The 16,846-nt window shown below is 69.1% G+C and carries 14 protein-coding genes; 11 read left to right on the forward strand and 3 right to left on the reverse strand.

The window, feature by feature from the left end:
- Nucleotides 1-4 precede the first annotated feature (4 nt).
- The 5 genes from plsB to ACTHJF_RS16405 all read left to right on the forward strand — a co-directional run bounded on the left by plsB (nucleotide 5) and on the right by ACTHJF_RS16405 (nucleotide 6,182).
- On the forward strand, nucleotides 5-2,677 hold the full coding sequence (gene plsB / locus ACTHJF_RS16385; RefSeq protein WP_440268048.1) for a glycerol-3-phosphate 1-O-acyltransferase PlsB: 2,673 nt from the start codon (nucleotides 5-7) through the stop codon (nucleotides 2,675-2,677).
- A 76-nt stretch (nucleotides 2,678-2,753) separates the two neighbouring features.
- A complete protein-coding gene (locus ACTHJF_RS16390) occupies nucleotides 2,754-4,130 on the forward strand; it encodes an amidohydrolase family protein (RefSeq protein WP_440268049.1) in 1,377 nt (458 codons plus the stop codon).
- 164 nt (nucleotides 4,131-4,294) lie between these two features.
- Entirely contained in the window at nucleotides 4,295-5,062 is a 768-nt protein-coding gene (ubiE, locus tag ACTHJF_RS16395) for a bifunctional demethylmenaquinone methyltransferase/2-methoxy-6-polyprenyl-1,4-benzoquinol methylase UbiE (protein WP_431634761.1), read from the forward strand.
- Between the two features lie 64 nt (nucleotides 5,063-5,126).
- Nucleotides 5,127-5,537: a hypothetical protein gene (locus ACTHJF_RS16400; RefSeq protein ID WP_440268050.1), complete on the forward strand. Its 411-nt coding sequence runs from the start codon at nucleotides 5,127-5,129 to the stop codon at nucleotides 5,535-5,537.
- A gap of 21 nt (nucleotides 5,538-5,558) precedes the next feature.
- A complete protein-coding gene (locus ACTHJF_RS16405; protein ID WP_440268051.1) occupies nucleotides 5,559-6,182 on the forward strand; it encodes a TMEM175 family protein in 624 nt (207 codons plus the stop codon).
- 36 nt (nucleotides 6,183-6,218) lie between these two features.
- Here the strand turns inward: ACTHJF_RS16405 and ACTHJF_RS16410 are convergent, their stop codons facing one another.
- Nucleotides 6,219-6,899 carry a glutathione S-transferase family protein gene (locus ACTHJF_RS16410; RefSeq protein WP_440268052.1) on the reverse strand — a complete coding sequence of 227 codons (681 nt, stop codon included), beginning with the start codon at nucleotides 6,897-6,899 and terminating at the stop codon, nucleotides 6,219-6,221.
- A 128-nt stretch (nucleotides 6,900-7,027) separates the two neighbouring features.
- Between ACTHJF_RS16410 and acpA the strand changes: the two genes are divergently transcribed.
- Nucleotides 7,028-8,752 (forward strand): acid phosphatase, encoded by a 1,725-nt coding sequence (acpA, locus tag ACTHJF_RS16415; protein ID WP_440268053.1) that lies wholly within the window; start codon nucleotides 7,028-7,030, stop codon nucleotides 8,750-8,752.
- Between the two features lie 144 nt (nucleotides 8,753-8,896).
- Here the strand turns inward: acpA and ACTHJF_RS16420 are convergent, their stop codons facing one another.
- Nucleotides 8,897-9,811: a DMT family transporter gene (locus tag ACTHJF_RS16420; RefSeq protein ID WP_440268054.1), complete on the reverse strand. Its 915-nt coding sequence runs from the start codon at nucleotides 9,809-9,811 to the stop codon at nucleotides 8,897-8,899.
- 152 nt (nucleotides 9,812-9,963) lie between these two features.
- On the opposite strand from ACTHJF_RS16420, the gene ACTHJF_RS16425 reads away from it, so the two are divergent.
- The 4 genes from ACTHJF_RS16425 (at nucleotide 9,964) to ACTHJF_RS16440 (ending at nucleotide 12,536) form a co-directional block, all read left to right on the forward strand.
- Entirely contained in the window at nucleotides 9,964-10,458 is a 495-nt protein-coding gene (locus ACTHJF_RS16425; protein WP_440268056.1) for an Lrp/AsnC family transcriptional regulator, read from the forward strand.
- 32 nt (nucleotides 10,459-10,490) lie between these two features.
- A complete protein-coding gene (gene pip / locus ACTHJF_RS16430) occupies nucleotides 10,491-11,444 on the forward strand; it encodes a prolyl aminopeptidase (protein WP_440268057.1) in 954 nt (317 codons plus the stop codon).
- Nucleotides 11,445-11,484: 40 nt separating this feature from the next.
- Complete coding sequence (locus ACTHJF_RS16435) at nucleotides 11,485-11,802, forward strand: EF-hand domain-containing protein (protein ID WP_440268058.1); 318 nt, start codon at nucleotides 11,485-11,487, stop codon at nucleotides 11,800-11,802.
- 92 nt (nucleotides 11,803-11,894) lie between these two features.
- Complete coding sequence (locus tag ACTHJF_RS16440; RefSeq protein WP_440268059.1) at nucleotides 11,895-12,536, forward strand: glutathione S-transferase family protein; 642 nt, start codon at nucleotides 11,895-11,897, stop codon at nucleotides 12,534-12,536.
- Between the two features lie 22 nt (nucleotides 12,537-12,558).
- Here ACTHJF_RS16440 and ACTHJF_RS16445 read toward each other — a convergent pair whose 3' ends face one another.
- Nucleotides 12,559-14,751: a hypothetical protein gene (locus tag ACTHJF_RS16445; protein ID WP_440268060.1), complete on the reverse strand. Its 2,193-nt coding sequence runs from the start codon at nucleotides 14,749-14,751 to the stop codon at nucleotides 12,559-12,561.
- Nucleotides 14,752-14,895: 144 nt separating this feature from the next.
- On the opposite strand from ACTHJF_RS16445, the gene ACTHJF_RS16450 reads away from it, so the two are divergent.
- Nucleotides 14,896-16,755, forward strand: coding sequence for a M1 family metallopeptidase (locus tag ACTHJF_RS16450; protein ID WP_440268062.1), 1,860 nt, complete (start codon nucleotides 14,896-14,898; stop codon nucleotides 16,753-16,755).
- The last annotated feature ends 91 nt before the right edge of the window (nucleotides 16,756-16,846 follow it).

The raw sequence follows: 16,846 nt of genomic DNA on the forward strand, positions 1-16,846 counted from the left end.
TTCGATGGACACGTCCCCCAATCGCCGCGCGCCGTGGTGGTTCAACCTCACCGGCCACCTGCTGGAGCCGTGGCTGAAGCTGCGCCGCGATCCAGCCGAGCCCGCCGCCCTGCTCACGGCCGGCGTGCCGGTGTGCTACGTGATCGAGCGCGACGGCCTGTCCGACGCACTGATCCTGGAGCGCGCCTGCCGCGAGGCCGGCCTGCCCTCGCCGATGCAGCCGCTGCCCGGCACGCGCCGGCGCCGCTCAGTGTTCGCACTGGGCCGCAGCGACGGCCTGCTGTGGGGGCGCAACCGCCAACGCTCGCCCAAGGACACGTTGGGCCAGCTCGCCCGCGCGCTGGAGGACGACCCCAGCCGCGACGTTCAGATCGTGCCGGTGTCGATCTACGTGGGCCGCGCCCCCAGCCGCGACACGGGCTGGTTCCGCGTGCTGTTCTCGGAAAACTGGGTGATGGTGGGCCACTTCCGCCGGCTGCTGGCACTGCTGCTCAACGGGCGCGACACGGTAGTGCAGTTTTCCGCCCCGGTGTCGCTGCGCGAGGCACTGGCCGAGGCCGGCGCGATGCCGCCAGAGCGCTTCGCGCGCAAGATCGCCCGCGTGCTGCGCGTGCACTTCCGCCGCATCCGCGCCGCGGTGATCGGGCCGGATCTCTCGCACAAGCGCACCGTGGTCGACGCCGTACTCAACGCCGAGCCGGTACGCGCGGCGATCGCCGCCACCGCCAGCAAGGAAAAGATCACCTACGCCAAGGCCTGGCGCCGGGCGCAGAAGATCATGCTGGAGATCGCCGCCGACTATTCGCACCCGGTGGTGCGCTCGGCCTCGTTCGTGCTGTCGAACTTCTGGAACAAGCTGTACGACGGCATCGCCATGCACCACTTCGACAAGGCCCGCGCCGCCGCGCCGGGTTATGAAGTGGTGTACGTGCCCAGTCACCGCAGCCACGCCGACTACCTGCTGATGAGCTACCAGCTGCATCACTCCGGCGTGGTGGTGCCGCACATCGCGGCGGGCGCCAACCTCAACCTGCCGGTGATCGGGCCGATCCTGCGCCGCGGCGGCGCGTTCTTCCTGCGCCGCAGCTTCAAGGGCAATGCGCTGTATTCGGTGGTGTTCAACGAGTACGTGGCGCAACTGATCGATCGCGGCGTGCCGATGGAGTACTTCATCGAAGGCGGCCGCTCGCGCACCGGACGTCTGTTGGCGCCGCGCGCCGGCATGCTGGCGATGACCGTGCGCGCATTCCTGCGCGCGCCGCGCCGACCGGTGCTGTTCCAGCCGGTGTACATCGGCTACGAGAAGCTGATGGAGGGCAAGTCGTACGCGGGCGAGCTCAGCGGCAAGCCGAAGGAAAAGGAATCCCTGATCGGCCTGATCAAGGGTCTCAAGGTGCTGCGTCAGCGCTACGGCCACGTGGCACTCAACTTCGGCGAGCCGATCGAACTCACCCCGCTGCTCGATGCGGCCAGCGCGCAGTGGCGCGACGCCAGCGGCGATCCGGACGCCAAGCCCGAGTGGCTGGGCGGCGTGGTCGATCGCCTCGCCCAGCAGATCCAGGTGAACATCAACCGCGCCGCCGACGTGAACCCGATCAACTTGCTGGCGCTGGCTCTGCTGGCCACGCCCAAGCATGCAATGGCCGAGGCCGACCTGCTCGCCCAGCTCGAGCTGAGCAAGGCGTTGCTGGAAGCGCTGCCGTACTCGGACCGCGTCACCCTGACCCCGCTGGACCCGGCTGCGATCATCGCCTACGGCGAGCAGATGGGCTGGATCCGCCGCGTGGCGCATCCGCTGGGCGACGTACTGGTGGCCGACGACGAGCAGGCGGTGCTGCTGTCGTACTTCCGCAACAACGTGCTGCACCTCACCGCCACCGCGGCGTGGGTGGCGTGCTGCTTCCTCAACAATCGGCGCATGTCGCGCAACTCGGTGATCCGGCTGGGCAAGATCATCTACCCATTCATACAGGGCGAGTTGTTCCTGCCGTGGGACAGCGAGGGCTTCGGCCAGCAGTTGCAGGCGACGATCGACTTCTTCGTGCGACGCGGCCTGCTCGAATCCACCGGCGAGGGCCGCGTGCTGGAACGCGGCCCCGGCCAGGACGACGCGGCCTACCAGCTGAAGGTGATCGGGCGCAGCCTGATCCAGGCGTTCGAGCGCTACTACATCACCCTCGCCGCGCTGGCCAAGAACGGTCCGCACGTGCTCACCGCCGGCGAGCTGGAAAACGCCTGTACGCTCACTGCGCAGCGCCTCTCGCTGCTCAGTGAGCAGGCCGCACCGGAGTTCTTCGACAAGGCGCTGTTCCGCGGCTTTATCCAGAAGCTGCGCGAGCGCAAGATCGTGTGGACCGACGAAGCCGGCAAGCTCGACTACGACAGCGCTCTGGACGACATGGTGCGCGACGCACGGGTGATCCTGGCACGCGAGGTGCGCCATTCCATCCTGAAGATCACCCCGGGCGGTCACGACGACCGCCACGAACTGGACCGGGACGACGACAAGACATCCCGCATCGCACAGATCGCCGAGGCCACGCCGCCGGACGCGTCGCCGGCCGACCTGCACGCGCGCCATGTTGAGGCGGCCCATCGCGTCCACGTGCACGAGCCGGTGGAACCGGTGACTCCGGTCGAGCCGGACACCTCGCGCGACGAACGACGCCCCGACTGACGTTCCGGCCGCTCGCCACTGGCTGGCGGTGGAGATGGCTGCCTAAGATGGCGCTTCCTTGATACGGAGCGTGGCCATGTCCGTTCGTCCCGTCACGCTTGCCCTTGCTGCCGCGCTGGGGCTTCCCACTGCCCTGCAGGCGGATGCGCCCACCGACGCACCCGCCAGAGGCAGCCTCGCGGTGGTCACCTGCGGCCATGCCATCGACACTGCCGCCGGCAAGCTGCTGGGCGAAACCACAGTGATCGTCGATGACGGCGTCATCCGCGAGGTGCGCCCCGGCACGGTCGACCTGAAAGCCATGGGCGACCAGGCGCAGGCCGCCGGCAAGCGGTTTCAGGCGACCGTGCTGCCCACTGCGACCTGCCTACCCGGCCTGATCGACGCGCACACCCACCTCACTGACGAAACCAGCCCCACCGGCTACTCCGACCAGTTCCGCTGGAACGTGGCCGACTACGCGATCCGCTCCACCGTCTACGCCAGACGTACCCTGCTGGCCGGCTTCACCACCGTGCGCAACCTCGGCGACGGCCACAACGAGTCGGTGGCCCTGCGCAACGCGATCAACGCGGGCGTGGTGCCGGGGCCGCGCATCTACACCGCCGGCGTGCCGATCGGCTCCACCGGCGGCCACGCCGATCCCACCGACGGCTACCGTCAGGACCTGGCCGGCGATCCGGGCCCGGCCAACGGCATCATCAACAGCCCTCAAGATGCTTGGAAAGCGGTGCGCGAGCACTACAAGGCGGGCGACGACCTGATCAAGATCATGCCCTCCGGCGGCGTGCTGGACGAAAGCGCCAGCGCCGACAACCCGCAGATGACGCTGGAGGAGATCAAGGCCGTGGTCGCCGCCGCGCACGACTATGGCTACACCGTGGCCGCCCACGCGCACGGCGCCGAAGGCATCCGCCGCGCGGTCCTGGGCGGCGTGGACTCGATCGAGCACGGCACCTTCATGAACGACGAGGACATGAAGCTGATGAAGGAGCACGGCACCTGGTACGTGCCCACCATCATCGCCGGCAAGTACGTGCAGGAGATGGCGTCCAAGCCCGGCTACTACCCACCGCAGGTAGCCGCCAAGGCGATGAAGGTGGGGCCGATCATCCAGGCCACCGCGGGCAAGGCGTACCGGGCCGGCGTGAAGATCGCCTTCGGCACCGATGCGGCGGTCTACCCGCACGGACAGAACGCGAAGGAGTTCAAGTACATGGTGGACGCCGGCATGCCGCCGATGTTCGTACTGCAGGCGGCCACCACACACGCCGCCGAGTTGCTGCACCAGTCCGGCAAGCTTGGGCAGCTGGCGCCCGGCTTCGTCGGCGACGTGGTCGCCGTGCCGGGCAACCCGCTGGAGGACATCACGCTGATGCAGAAGGTGAGCTTCGTGATGAAGGACGGCGTGGTCTACAAGCAGGACGGCACCCCATTCACCGACTCCCTGTAGGAGCCCGCTCGCGGGCGATGCTCCTGGCTTTGATGCGGCCTTGCCGGAAGCTTCGATGGGGATCAGGGGCAAAAGCATCGCCCGCGAGCGGGCTCCTACAGAAGAGCGGTGCGCATTGCCTGCCAACCGCGAGCGCGAGCGGCCGATCCTGTAGCATTGCGCGGATGAACGAGCAGCCCAAATCCGCCCCGGAATCGACCACCCACTTCGGCTTTCGCGACGTGCCGGTGGGCGAGAAGCAGAAGCTGGTCGGCCAGGTGTTCACCTCGGTCGCGCGCAGCTACGACCTGATGAACGACCTGATGTCGTTCGGCGTGCATCGCCTGTGGAAGCGCCACTTCGTGGCGATCAGCGGCGTGCGACGCGGCGACCGCGTACTGGATCTGGCCGGCGGCACCGGCGACATCGCCGCGCTGCTCAAGCCGGTGGTGGGCAAGGACGGCGAAGTGATCGTGGGCGACATCAACGCCGCCATGCTGCAGGTCGGCCGCGACCGTCTGACCGACCGCGGCCTGGTCGACGGCCTGCGCTGGACCCAGCTCAACGCCGAGGCTCTGCCGTTCCCGGACAACAGCTTCGATGCAGTGACCATGGCCTTCGGCCTGCGCAACGTCACCGACAAGGACAAGGCGCTCGCCGACATCTGCCGCGTGCTCAAGCCCGGCGGCCGCCTGCTGGTGCTGGAGTTTTCCAAGGTGCAGAACGAGGCGTTCGGCAAGCTCTACGACTTCCACTCGTTCAACATCCTGCCCAAGCTCGGCAAACTGTTCGCTGGCGACGCCGACAGTTACCAGTACCTGGCCGAGTCGATCCGCAAGCACCCGGATCAGCAAACGCTCAAGGGCATGATGGAGCGCGCCGGCTTCGGCAAGGTGGAAGTGCGCAACCTCACCAACGGCATCGTGGCGATCCACAAGGCGTACAAGTTCTGATCCAACGGCAGCGGCCGTCACCGGCCCACCGCATCGGCTCCAAACCCGCAGGGAAGCGCTGGTCATGTCGTCCGAACCACTCCGGCTATTCGCCCTGACACGGCCAACCGCCTGGGTCGCCAGAGGCATCGTGCGGCTGCTCCCGCTGTGCTGGCTGCTGGCACTCGCCGCTGTCAGCGATACGCAGCCAAGCGCGCCGCTTTGGATAGGGGCACTCATTGCCTCGCTTGCCATCACGGCGCTTCTTTGGTGGGTCGAGCGGCGCTGCAGCCGCGACGGTCGGTCCTACCGGAATGGCCTGCTGGTGATCGCGGCATCCGTTTCATGCGGATGGATGTTCATGGACATCGTGTTCGTGCTTTGCGCCATCATCGTGGCGCAGTGCGTGTCTTGCCTACTTGCCTTGACACTCGACGCGCCGGCGCGCTTCCAGCACCTCGTCGCGTGGTTCTACCGCCACCGCATGTACCAGTGAGCCCAACTGCCAAGGAGACCCATGAGCACGCACGCCTCCCAGCTTGAACGGCTGACCTTCTTCTCTGACGCGGTGTTCGCCATCGCCATCACCTTGCTGGTGATCGAGATCCATGTGCCGCGGCTGGGCGTGGTGGACGATCAGGCGTATCTGGCCGCCCTGCACGAGCTGATGCCCAGTTTCATGGGCTTCATCCTGAGCTTCCTGGTGATCGGCGCGCTGTGGGCCGCGCACCATCGGGTGTTCGGCCTGCTGGCGGATTACGACAGCGGGCTGGTGATGCCGAATCTGCTGCTGCTCATGGTGATTGCCTTCATGCCGTTCGCCACGGCGCTGATGAGTGCGAACCCGCTGGCTCGCGTGCCGGAGCTGTTCTATGCCGGCACCCTGCTGACCGCCGGGCTGCTGCAGCGCTGGCTGTTCGGCAAGGCGTTGCGCGCACCCTATCTGCGCCGTGACGTGGCGCCCGCCGACGTGGTCGCGGTGCGTGCGCGCAGCTGGGCCTTGCCCACGGCGGCGCTGCTGGCGTTCGCGCTGGCCTGGGTGGCGCCGGCGTACAACAATTTCGTACTGCTGCTGATTCCGCTGCTGGCGCGGCTGCTTCCGCGTCTGGCACGCCGCCGCCTGGCGGCCGCGACGGCCTGACGCGGGGGATCTCACCGCACCCGCATGGCAAGCCCGTCAGCGGGCACGCAGGTCGGCCGTGATCGTGCCGACCTGGGCCGACTCCACGTCGTGTGGGGTATCGCGCCAGGTTTCGGCCAGCGCTTCGTCGTACCAGCGACGCATCGACGGGCGCGCCAGCACGCGCTCGACCCAGCCCATCGCCTCGGGCGAAAGCGGCAGACCGTAGGTCTGCACGCGGAACGCCACCGGCGCGTAGAACGCATCCACCGCGGTAAAGCGGTCGCCCGCCAGGAAGGGGCCGCCGAAGCGCTGCAGGCCTTCGCACCAGAGCTCGTCGATGCGCGCCACGTCGGCGGCCAGCGCCGGCCCGATCTCGTGCAGGCGAATGCGCAGGCCGCAGCTCATCGAACACTGCTGGCGCAGCGCGCCGAAGCCCGAGTGCATCTCCGCCGCGGCGCAGCGGGCCCAGGTGCGCGCGGCGGCGTCCTGCGGCCAGGCCGGATGACGCTCGGCCAGGTATTCGGCGATGGCCAGCGAATCCCACACCAACGTGTCGCCCTCGCGCAGGCACGGCACGCGGCCGTTCGGCGAGAACGCACGGAAGGCTTCCCAGTTGGGGCCCGGCGCAAACGGGTGCATCTGCTCGTCGAAGGCGATGCCCAGCTCGTGCAGCAGCACCCACGGTCGCAGCGACCAGGACGAGTAGTTCTTGTTGGCGATATGCAGGGTGACCACGGGATGCTTCCTCTTCGGCAACGGATGGGACGGATGGGGATGCAGCGCCCGGGCCGGATGGCGCATGGATCGAAGCGTACGGCGTGCGTATGCTCTGGACTCCCCACGCCGCTCCCGACCGATCCGCCATGACCCGCAAAGAACCACCGCACGACGACTCGACCGCCGCCCACTCCGACGCTCCGCGCGATCCGCAGCGGCGGCGCCTGCTCGGCGGGCTGGCCGTGGCCGGTGCCGGCCTGGCGCTGGGTGGCGAGGCGGCGCGTGCGGCGATGGCCGCCGGCGAGGGCGGCAGCACGACCGTCGACGACGCCGCGATGGACGCGCTGCTGCGCGAATACATCGACCACGTGGTGGTGCTGTTCGCGGAGAACCGCAGCTTCAACAACCTGTTCGCCGGCTTTCCCGGTCTGGCCGAGCCGCTGGAGGCATGGCCGCCGGAACGCGCCGTGCAGTTGGATCGCGATGGTCAACCGCTCAAGACCCTGCCGCCGATCTGGCACGGCCTGGTACCGCATGCGCAAGTGGTCAACCATCGCCGCTATCACATCCAGGAAGAGGATCTCACCGGCCTGCCGAACGCGCCGTTCGCCCTGCACACGCCGGACGGTGAACCGCTGCCGCAGGGCGTGGTGACGCGTGACCTGATCCACGCGTTCTACCAGAACCAGATGCAGATCAACGGCGGGCGCAACGACGGCTTCGTCGCCTGGGGCGACTCCGGCGCGCTGGTGATGGGCCACTACGGCGACAACGCGGTGAACCTGCGCCTGTGGCGCCTGGCCGAGCAGTTCACGCTGTGCGACAACTTCTTCATGGGCGCCTTCGGCGGCTCGTTCCTCAACCACCAGTACCTCGTCGCCGCGCAGCCGCCGTTCTACCCGCACGCGGATACCAGCCCGGCGCAGTACAACATCGCCGTCACCGAGAGCGGGCGCGTCGACGACACCCGGCTCAAAGTGGCCCACGACTCGCCGGCCAGCGCGATGGACGGCAAGCCGAAGTTCGAAGGCCGCTCCACGCTGACCCCCGACTTCTGGGCGGTGAACACCATCGGCCCGGCCTACGCCCCGGCCTTCACCCAGGACCCGAACGACCCGACCCGCGCCGACCCGGCCAGCCCAAACACGCTGCCGCCGCAGCAGCACAAGCACATCGGCGACATGCTCTCGGCCAAGGGCGTCGACTGGGCCTGGTACGGCGGCGCATGGCAGGCGGCGCTGGACGGGCACGGCGACGGCCCCGAAGGCGAGTTCCCGGACCGCCCCAACTTCCAGGTGCACCATCAGCCGTTCAACTATTTCGCCTCGCTCGCCCCCGGCACCGCCGCGCGAGCGAAGCACCTGCGCGACGGCGGCCTGGGCGAGACGGCTCCGCGCAACAAGTTTCTTGCCGATGCCATCGCAGGCACGCTGCCGCCGGTGACGTTCTACAAACCGCAGGGCGACCTCAACCTGCACGCCGGCTACTCCGACGTGGAGGCCGGTGACCGGCACCTGGCGCGCGTGGTGCAGGCACTGCAGCGCAGCCCGCTGTGGAAAAAGATGCTGATCGTGATCACCGTCGACGAGAACGGCGGCTGGTGGGATCACGTGGCGCCGCCGAAAGGCGACCGCTGGGGGCCGGGCACGCGCATCCCGGCGATCATCGTCTCGCCGTGGGCGAAGCGTGGCCACGTGGACCACACCGTCTACGACACCGGCTCGATCGCCCGCTTCATCACCCGCCGCTTCGGCCTGGAGAAGCTGCCCGGGCTGGCATTGCGCGAGCGCGCGATGGTCGCCGCCGGCGGCCCGCCGCCGGGCGACCTCACCGCCGCGCTGGATTTCAATCAGGCGAAACGCGCTGGTTGATGTGGCCGCTGTCGCGGTGTGCCTGGTCGGTGCGACCCGTGCGGTCGTTTCGCGAAAGCGGTCGCCCACAGGGTGGGTTCCTACCACTGCGCTGGGCATCGCGATGGTTGCTCGTGCTGGACAGGCATCACGCGCAGGCAACACTCAGGACTCGCACGGCACCGCGGCCGGCGGCGTGGGGCGCGCGCGCCGTTTCGTGTTCGCCAGCACCACGCCGGCCACGGTCACCACACCGCCGACCAGGGTCAGCGGTCCCGGCCGCTCGCCCAGCCAGACCCAGCCGATCAGCACCGCGATCGGCGGCGAGAAGTAGATGAAGCTCGATACCTGTGAGGCCGAGCTGCGATGGATCGCCACGTTCCAGGCGATGTAGCCGATGAAGGTGGGTGCGATGCCCAGCCAGAGCAGGGCTGCGATCGCCGGCCACGGGGCCGCCGCCACCGCCTGCGGCAGGTGCAGACCGAACGGCAGCGAGCCCAGCGTGCCGGCGAAGAAGCCGAACGCGGTGACCCCCAGCATGCTGTTACGCGCGAACAGCGGCTTGAGCCCTACGAAATAGATCGCCGAGGCCAGCACGCTCACCAGCACCAGCGCCGCCATCGGCTCGAAGCGCACCTGCTTGCCGCTGGCCAGCACCACCAACACCACGCCGATCAGGGCCACGCCCAGCCCCATCAGCGTGCGCGCCGACAGCCGCTCGCGCAGCCAGATCGCCGACCACGCCGCGGTCGCCGCCGGTACCAGCGAGATCAGGATCGACGCCGTGCCGCTGGCGATGCGGGTCTCGGCGTAGTTCAGGCACAGGTGGTAGACGGTGAGGCCGATCACGCCCAGCAGCGCCAGCTGCGGCCAGTCGCGCCGCGCCGGCAGCGGCACCCGCTTCACCGCCAGCAACAGCGCGAAGCACAGCGAGGCGATGCTCAGGCGCGCCAGCGCCACTTCGCCGGGGGTGAAGGCGGCCAGCGCGTAGGCGATCGACGCGTACGCCGACGACCAGGTGACGAGGGCGACACCGACGCAGGCCAGTGCGCGGGCATCGAGACGATCTGGGCTTGCCATGGGGAGGTATCCGGGTGGGGGCGGGGAAGAGCAAAAGAACAACGATCGGAAGCTGCGCATGCTATCGGCGGCGCCCGTGGCCGGGAATAATGGATGCAACCCGCCAGCGGGTATTTCGCCATCGAAAGAAACATTCATCCGGAAGATTCGCCATGGAATCCAAAGCTGAACTCGACGCCCGCGACTGGCAGCTGATCGAGGCCCTGCAGGCCGATGCGCGCCTGGGCTACGCCGAGCTCGGGCGCCTGGTGCGCCTGTCCGCCCCCGCCGTTGCCGAGCGGGTGAAGCGGTTGGAGGAAGCCGGGGTGATCCGCGGCTATCGCGCGGTGATCGACCCCAAGCGCCTGGGCTACAGCATCGACGCGATGGTGCGTCTGCGCTGTGACGGCGGCATCTGCGCGCGCATCGGCGTGATCGTGCAGGACATTCCCGAGGTACTCGACTGTCGTCGTCTGGCCGGCGAGGACTCTGCCCTGCTGCACCTGGTGGCGATGTCCATCGGCCACCTGGAAACCGTGCTCGACCGCCTGCTGAAGATCCACCCGAGCATCAGCACCACTACCCTGGTGGTACTGCAGACGCCGCACGCGAATCGCCCGATCACGCGCGCGATGTGGAACGCAGCGAGCGCGCTTCCGAACGAGTAGCCTCGACCCTTTCCGACATCCGGACACCCCCCATGCGCACGCTGTATCCCGAGATCACGCCGTTTGCCGTCCAGACGCTGGCGGTCGACGCACTGCATACGCTCCACGTCGAGCAGTGCGGCAACCCGGATGGCCTGCCGGTGATCTTCCTGCACGGCGGCCCCGGCGCGGGCCTGTCGGACTATCACCGGCGCTTCTTCGACCCGGCGCGCTACCGCATCGTGCTGTTCGACCAGCGCGGCGCGGGCCGCTCCACGCCGTTCGCCGAACTCACCGACAACACCACTTGGCACCTGGTCGCCGACATCGAGGCGATCCGCACGCATCTGGGCATCGAGCGCTGGGTGGTATTCGGCGGCTCGTGGGGCTCCACGCTGGCGCTGGCCTACGCGCAGGCGCATGCCGAGCGGGTGCTTGGGCTGGTACTGCGCGGCATCTTCCTCGGCCGCGAGGAGGAGCTGCGCTGGTTCAACGAAACCGACGGCGGCGCGCGGCTGATCTTTCCCGAGCGCTGGGCGCGCTTCGTGGCGCATATCCCCGAGGCCGAGCGCGACTCGATGCTGGAGGCCTATTGGCGCCGCCTCAGCAGCGACGACGAACGCACCCGGCTCGCCGCCGCGCAGGCCTGGAGCGCCTGGGAAGGCGGCAGCACCACGTTGGTGCACGAACCCGACGCCGGTGGCGACTTCGAGGACCCGCACCGCGCGGTGAGCCTGGCGCTGATGGAGGCGCACTACTTCCGCCACCGCCTGTTCCTGGAAGACAACCAGCTGCTGCGCGACATCGATCGTATCCGCCATATCCCCGCGACCATCGTGCACGGCCGCTACGACATCATCTGCCCGATGAAGAGCGCTTGGGATCTCAGCCAGGCCTGGCCCGAGGCCGAGCTGCGCGTGGTGCTGGCCGGTCACAGCGCGGCCGACCCGGCGATCGTCGACGCCCTGGTCAGCGCCACCGACGCGCTGGCCGACCGCTACGGCTGAGCGCGGTGCCATACTGATCCGGTCCATCAGGAGAACGCCCATGCATTACGCACGTCTTGCCCTGATCAGCAGCCTCGCCCTCGGCGCGCTCGCGCCGGCCCACGCGCAGCACGGCATGGGCAGCCTCTCCAGCGACGCCTCCATGGCGCTGAAGAACATGAAGATCGCCGACCGCAACAAGGACGGCCTGATCAGTCGCGAGGAAGCGGAGAAAGGCCCGGTGCCGTTCATCCGCGCGCACTTCGACGCGATCGACCGCGAACATCGCGGCGCCGTCTCGGTGGATGACGTGAAGGCCTACGTCGCCTCTCTGCAGCGCAAGGGCGCGCCCGCCGCGGCATCCAGCGTCAAGCCGTAGCTTTCGGGCGGCTCGCCGCCACCCGCGCAAGAAGCGGATGGCCGGCGCGGCGAACCCCAGCGACACTGCGCGCTCCCCACCGGAGTGCGCCCATGCTGACCCTGTTCGACTACCTGCCCTCGCAGAACGCCTGGAAAATCCGCCAGTTGCTGCAGCACCTGCAGCGGCCGTATCGCACGGTCGAGGTGAGCATCTTCGAGGGCGAAGGTCAGCGCGCGGACTACCTGCGCATCAGCCCCACCGGCACGGTGCCGGCGATCCAGCTGGAGGATGGGCGCGCGCTGGCCGAATCCAACGCGATCCTGATGTACCTGGCGCAGGGCACGCCCTACCTGCCCGACGACGCGTTCGGCCGCGCCAAGGTGTGGCAGTGGATGAGCTTCGAGCAGGAGCGGGTGGAGTCGGTGATCGGCGCGCTGCGCCACTGGACGCTCACCGGCAAGCTCGCCCGGCGCGCGCCGGCGATCGTCGAGGCCAAGCAGGCCGCGGCGCAGCGCACGCTGGCGATCCTCGAACGCGAATTGAGCTTGCGGCCGTTCCTCGCTGGCGACGCCTACACCATCGCCGACATCGCCGTGTTCGCCTACGGCAGCCGCGCCGAGGAAGCGGGCCTGGCGCTGGATGCCTACCCGCAGCTGCGCGCATGGATCGCCCGCGTGGCGGCCCACCCCGGTCACCTCGCCGAGATGCATCCGTACCGGCTCGATCCGCATTCCAGCGGCGAGCTGCCCTGACCCAGCGGCAGGCACACCGCGGTCACGGCGACTGCGGCGGCGTTCCCTCCAGCAGTGGCGGCTGCGCCTCGTACCACTTCGACGCACCGACCAGGTGGAAATCCCGCTGGCCCTGGCCCAACGCCACGCCGAGACCGAGCACGCCCCAGCGCGCGTAGAGCACGCCGTCGGACTTGCCGTCGAGGATGCGCAGCCGCGCATCGAGATCCACCCGGCGGTTGTGCGCGCGCACATCGTCGAGCACGAACTGCGCGCGGTCGTCCTTGCGCTTGCCCACCAGCAACTGGCCGGTGGCGTCCAGCTCGCCGACATCCACGATACGGGCGATCCAGGCCGGAAAGGCGTGCCGCTTGGCGAACAGCGCCAGCAGCACGCTGGCGTCCTTCATCCGCAGCTTCGCATCACCGCGCAGGCGAAACGGTTCGTTCCAGTCCAGCACGCCGTGCTGCAGGGTCGCCCTGGCCCACCACGCGCGATCGTCCGCGTCGTCCAGGCGCACGTGGCTCAGCGCCACGCCGAACGACGACAGCGCATAGCGACGCGGCGCGGTCTGCTGCGCGTGGTCGAGCGAGGCGTCCATGTTGAGGTCGGTATGCAGGCGCGCCACGCCCAGCGCGACGTCCAAGCCTTGGCCGTCGAGGTGGAGCTGGCCTGCGGTGACCACGCCCCCGCCGCCGAGCACGAGATCGGCGCTGCTGCGGCCACGGCCGCCGAGGATGCGCACGCTGTCGCCCGGCAGATAGCGGTTGTAGGTGCGCAGGTCGGGAATGCGCGCATCGCGGAAGTGCAACCGGCCGCGCGCCTGCTCGGCGAAGCGGCTGAGCGTGGCACTCGAGTGCAGGTCGATCGCCAGGTCGTTGCCGTGCAGGTACACCGCATCCGGCTGCGCCGCCGCGGCGAGCGTATAGCGGTCGGCGGCGATCGACAGCGTCACAGGGTGCTCGCCCTGGCCCTCGACGCGGGCCTTGGCGCGGGCGTGCCCGGCGAACTCGTTGTCGAACACGCGCGCACGCAGGTCGACCCCCGGCAGTTCCGCGTGGCTACCGGGCTGCAGCACGCCTTGGCTCAGGCGCACGTCGGCGTCGATTTCGCCCGCTCCCTGCAGGCGCAGCCAGTCCTTGGCCAGCAGCGGCCCGAGCCAGTCGAGCGAGGCGAAGTGCCAGTGCAGCTGGAGCGATCCGTCCAGATGCGACCACGCGTCGGCGCTGGCCAGGCGGCGCAGGTGCCGGCCCGCGTAGCGCAGCTCGAGCTGCGCGCGGCGTTCGTCGTCGCCGGGCGAGGACACCGCGCGAGCACGCAGTTGCAGTTCGTCGGCGTGGGCCTGCACCAGCATCTGCGCCGGCACCACGTGCACGCGATGCGCCGGCGTACCGATCGCCAGCGGTCCGTGCCAGCGCAGCACGCCGCCCTCCTCCAGGCGACCGCGGTCGAACGAGACGGCGGCATGCAGGCGACCGTGCGCGTCCGGATCGTCGCCGCCCAGCCAGTGCAAAGGATCGCCCGGTTGCGGCGGCGACAGCGCCGGCGTCGTGGCGTCCAGCTGCAGCGTGGCCCGGAGCAGGTCGAACTTCTGCAGGCCGGCCGGTTGGTCGTGCCGGAACGGCGCCACCGTGCCGCGCATGTCCAGCGTCATGGCCGTCAACAGCGGCTGGTCGCGGTAGGCCAGCCGGCCCTCGGTGACGTGCAGCGACGACGGAAACACCTGCGTGGGGCCACCGCGCAGCTGGTGGGAGAAGCCGAGGTCGGCGCTCGCCCGTCCGTCGAAGCTCAGGGCGAACCAGCGCACGTGGCGCAGCGAATCGGTGCGCAGGCCGCGCAGGCTCACCGTCCACGCCTGCGGCGACCAGGGTGGCGGCAGCCGCTCGTGGTCGGCACGCACCACGCGCACGCGGACCGCGTCGGCATGCACGCCAACGAAGCTCAATCGGCGTTGCAGCAGCGGCAGCAGGGCGATGCGCCCATACGCACCGCGGCCAGTCACCGACCACTGCTTCCAGCGCGCATGCCCCGCCAGAGCGGGGTGGCGCAGGTACAGCCAGCCCGGCCACGGCGTCACGCCCCAGGACCACTGCATGCGAAACCCCGCCGGCCGCTGGTTGACCACCCGCTCGCCCAGCGCCGTGTTGATGAACACGTTGCCGGCGAGCAGGTACAGCAGGTAACTGGCGGCAAGCGCGCGCAGGGTCCAGCGCAGCGGCTTGGGCAAGGGTCGCATCGGCGTTCCCGGTTGCAAACGGCGGCAGTATGCGCAGCCGTGCCGTGAGTGCCCGGTCGACGCTGGCCGTGCAGGCCTTGTGTCACGTCCGGGCACCCGCGGCGCGATGGCATACTCGGCGCCTTCCCTTCATGGAGTTGCCCGATGCGCCTGTTGCCCACGCTCGCCGCGAGCGCCCTGCTGCTGCCGCTGGCCGCCCACGCGGCCGACCCGTATTCGTACGCGCAGCCCGATCAGGTGAAGGTCCGCCATCTCGACCTCGACCTCACGGTGGACTTCCCGCACAAGCAGCTGCACGGCCGCGCCACGCTGAGCCTGGAATGGGTCAACCCGAAGGCGGCCTCGCTGGTGCTGGACACGCGCGACCTGAAGATCGCCCGCATCGAGGGCATCGACGCCAAAGGCCACGCCAGCGCACTCACCTACGCCCTGGCGCCGCGCGACAAGCAGCTCGGCAGCAAGCTCACCATCGCCGCGCCGACGCATCCGGCCAAGGTGCGCATCGTCTACGACACCTCGCCCAAGGCCAGCGGCCTGCAGTGGCTGAGCAAGGCACAGACTGCCGACAAGAAGCTTCCCTTCATGTTCTCGCAGTCCGAATCCATCCACGCCCGCTCGTGGGTGCCGCTGCAGGATTCGCCGGCGATCCGCCTTACCTATACCGCCCACGTCAGCGCGCCGAAAGGCGTGCGCGTGGCGATGAGCGCGCTCAACGACGCGAAGCATCCACTCAATGGCGACTTCTCGTTCGACCAGCCGCACGCGATTCCGTCGTATCTGCTGGCGATCGCCGCCGGCGACATCGCCGCCGAGGCGACCGGCCCGCGCAGCGCGGTGTATGCCGAGCCGTCGATGGTGCACAAGGCCGCGCGCGAGTTCGACGACACCGAGAAGATGATCACCACCACCGAGCAGCTGTACGGCCCCTACCGCTGGGGCCGCTACGACCTGATTGTGCTGCCGCCGTCGTTCCCGTTCGGCGGCATGGAAAACCCGAACATGACCTTCGCCACGCCGACCATCGTGGTGGGCGACAAGAGCCTGGCCTCGGTGATCTCGCACGAGCTGGCGCACAGCTGGTCCGGCAACCTGGTGACCAACGCCACCTGGCGCGATGGCTGGCTCAACGAGGGTTTCACCACCTACGTGCAGGGCCGCATCACCGAGGCGGTGTACGGCAAGTCGCTGGCCGACGAGGAGGCGCTGCTCTCGGCCCGCGCCCTGGAGAAGAGCATCGGCGGCATGCCGGCCAACAGCCAGAAGCTGGCACCGGTGCCGGGCGACGTGGACGCCGATGACGCGCTCTCCGACGTGGCCTACGACAAGGGCTCGTGGTTCCTGCGCACGCTGGAGCAGCGCTTCGGCCGTGCCGCGTTCGACCCGTACCTGAAGAGCTACTTCGACCACTTCGCCTTCCAGAGCATCACTACCGAGCAGATGCTGGCCTTCCTCAAGGCGAACCTGCTCGACAAGTACCCCGGCAAGATGAGCGAGGCCGAGGTGAAGGACTGGGTCTACGGCACCGGCATCCCCAAGGACGCACCGCTGCCGACCTCGGCGCGCTTCGACATCATCGACGCCAAGGTGAAGGCTTTCACCGCCGGCACGCTGAGCGCCGACCAGCTCGATGCCAAGGGCTGGAACACGCAGGAGTGGATGTACTTCCTCGACCGCCTGCCCGACGCGCCCCAGCTCGCTCAGATGAAGGCGCTGGATGCGGCCTGGCACCTCACCGGCACGCCCAACGCGGAGATCGGCATGCGCTGGTACATCCACGCCATCGCCGCCGGCGACAAGGACGTGTGGCCGGGCGCGCGCGAGCACATGAGCCGCATCGGCCGCATCTACCTCACCACGCCGGTGTACCGCGCCTTTGCCGCCACGCCCGAGGGCCTGGCCTACGCCGAGGCGTCCTACGCCAAGACCAAGGATGGCTATCATCCGCTGACCCAGCAGGTGATCGAGGGCATCTTCGCCAAGGCGAAGGCCAAGCCGGCGAAGTAAGCGCGGACGGGGTGGGGAACGCGGCCGGCGTCCCCACCTTGCCACGTCGATGCGCTGACACATCCGCGCCGTACCCTCCCCTCTTTCTGCA

It is taken from the genome of Dyella sp. (genome assembly GCF_051962475.1).
GTDB lineage: Bacteria > Pseudomonadota > Gammaproteobacteria > Xanthomonadales > Rhodanobacteraceae > Dyella_A.

Coding starts and splice junctions, on each gene's coding strand:
- plsB (WP_440268048.1), top strand. CDS start 5: ATGGACACGTCCCCCAATCGCCGCGCGCCGTGGTGGTTCAACCTCACC.
- ACTHJF_RS16390 (WP_440268049.1), top strand. CDS start 2,754: ATGTCCGTTCGTCCCGTCACGCTTGCCCTTGCTGCCGCGCTGGGGCTT.
- ubiE (WP_431634761.1), top strand. CDS start 4,295: ATGAACGAGCAGCCCAAATCCGCCCCGGAATCGACCACCCACTTCGGC.
- ACTHJF_RS16400 (WP_440268050.1), top strand. CDS start 5,127: ATGTCGTCCGAACCACTCCGGCTATTCGCCCTGACACGGCCAACCGCC.
- ACTHJF_RS16405 (WP_440268051.1), top strand. CDS start 5,559: ATGAGCACGCACGCCTCCCAGCTTGAACGGCTGACCTTCTTCTCTGAC.
- acpA (WP_440268053.1), top strand. CDS start 7,028: ATGACCCGCAAAGAACCACCGCACGACGACTCGACCGCCGCCCACTCC.
- ACTHJF_RS16420 (WP_440268054.1), bottom strand. CDS start 9,811: ATGGCAAGCCCAGATCGTCTCGATGCCCGCGCACTGGCCTGCGTCGGT.
- ACTHJF_RS16425 (WP_440268056.1), top strand. CDS start 9,964: ATGGAATCCAAAGCTGAACTCGACGCCCGCGACTGGCAGCTGATCGAG.
- pip (WP_440268057.1), top strand. CDS start 10,491: ATGCGCACGCTGTATCCCGAGATCACGCCGTTTGCCGTCCAGACGCTG.
- ACTHJF_RS16435 (WP_440268058.1), top strand. CDS start 11,485: ATGCATTACGCACGTCTTGCCCTGATCAGCAGCCTCGCCCTCGGCGCG.
- ACTHJF_RS16440 (WP_440268059.1), top strand. CDS start 11,895: ATGCTGACCCTGTTCGACTACCTGCCCTCGCAGAACGCCTGGAAAATC.
- ACTHJF_RS16445 (WP_440268060.1), bottom strand. CDS start 14,751: ATGCGACCCTTGCCCAAGCCGCTGCGCTGGACCCTGCGCGCGCTTGCC.
- ACTHJF_RS16450 (WP_440268062.1), top strand. CDS start 14,896: ATGCGCCTGTTGCCCACGCTCGCCGCGAGCGCCCTGCTGCTGCCGCTG.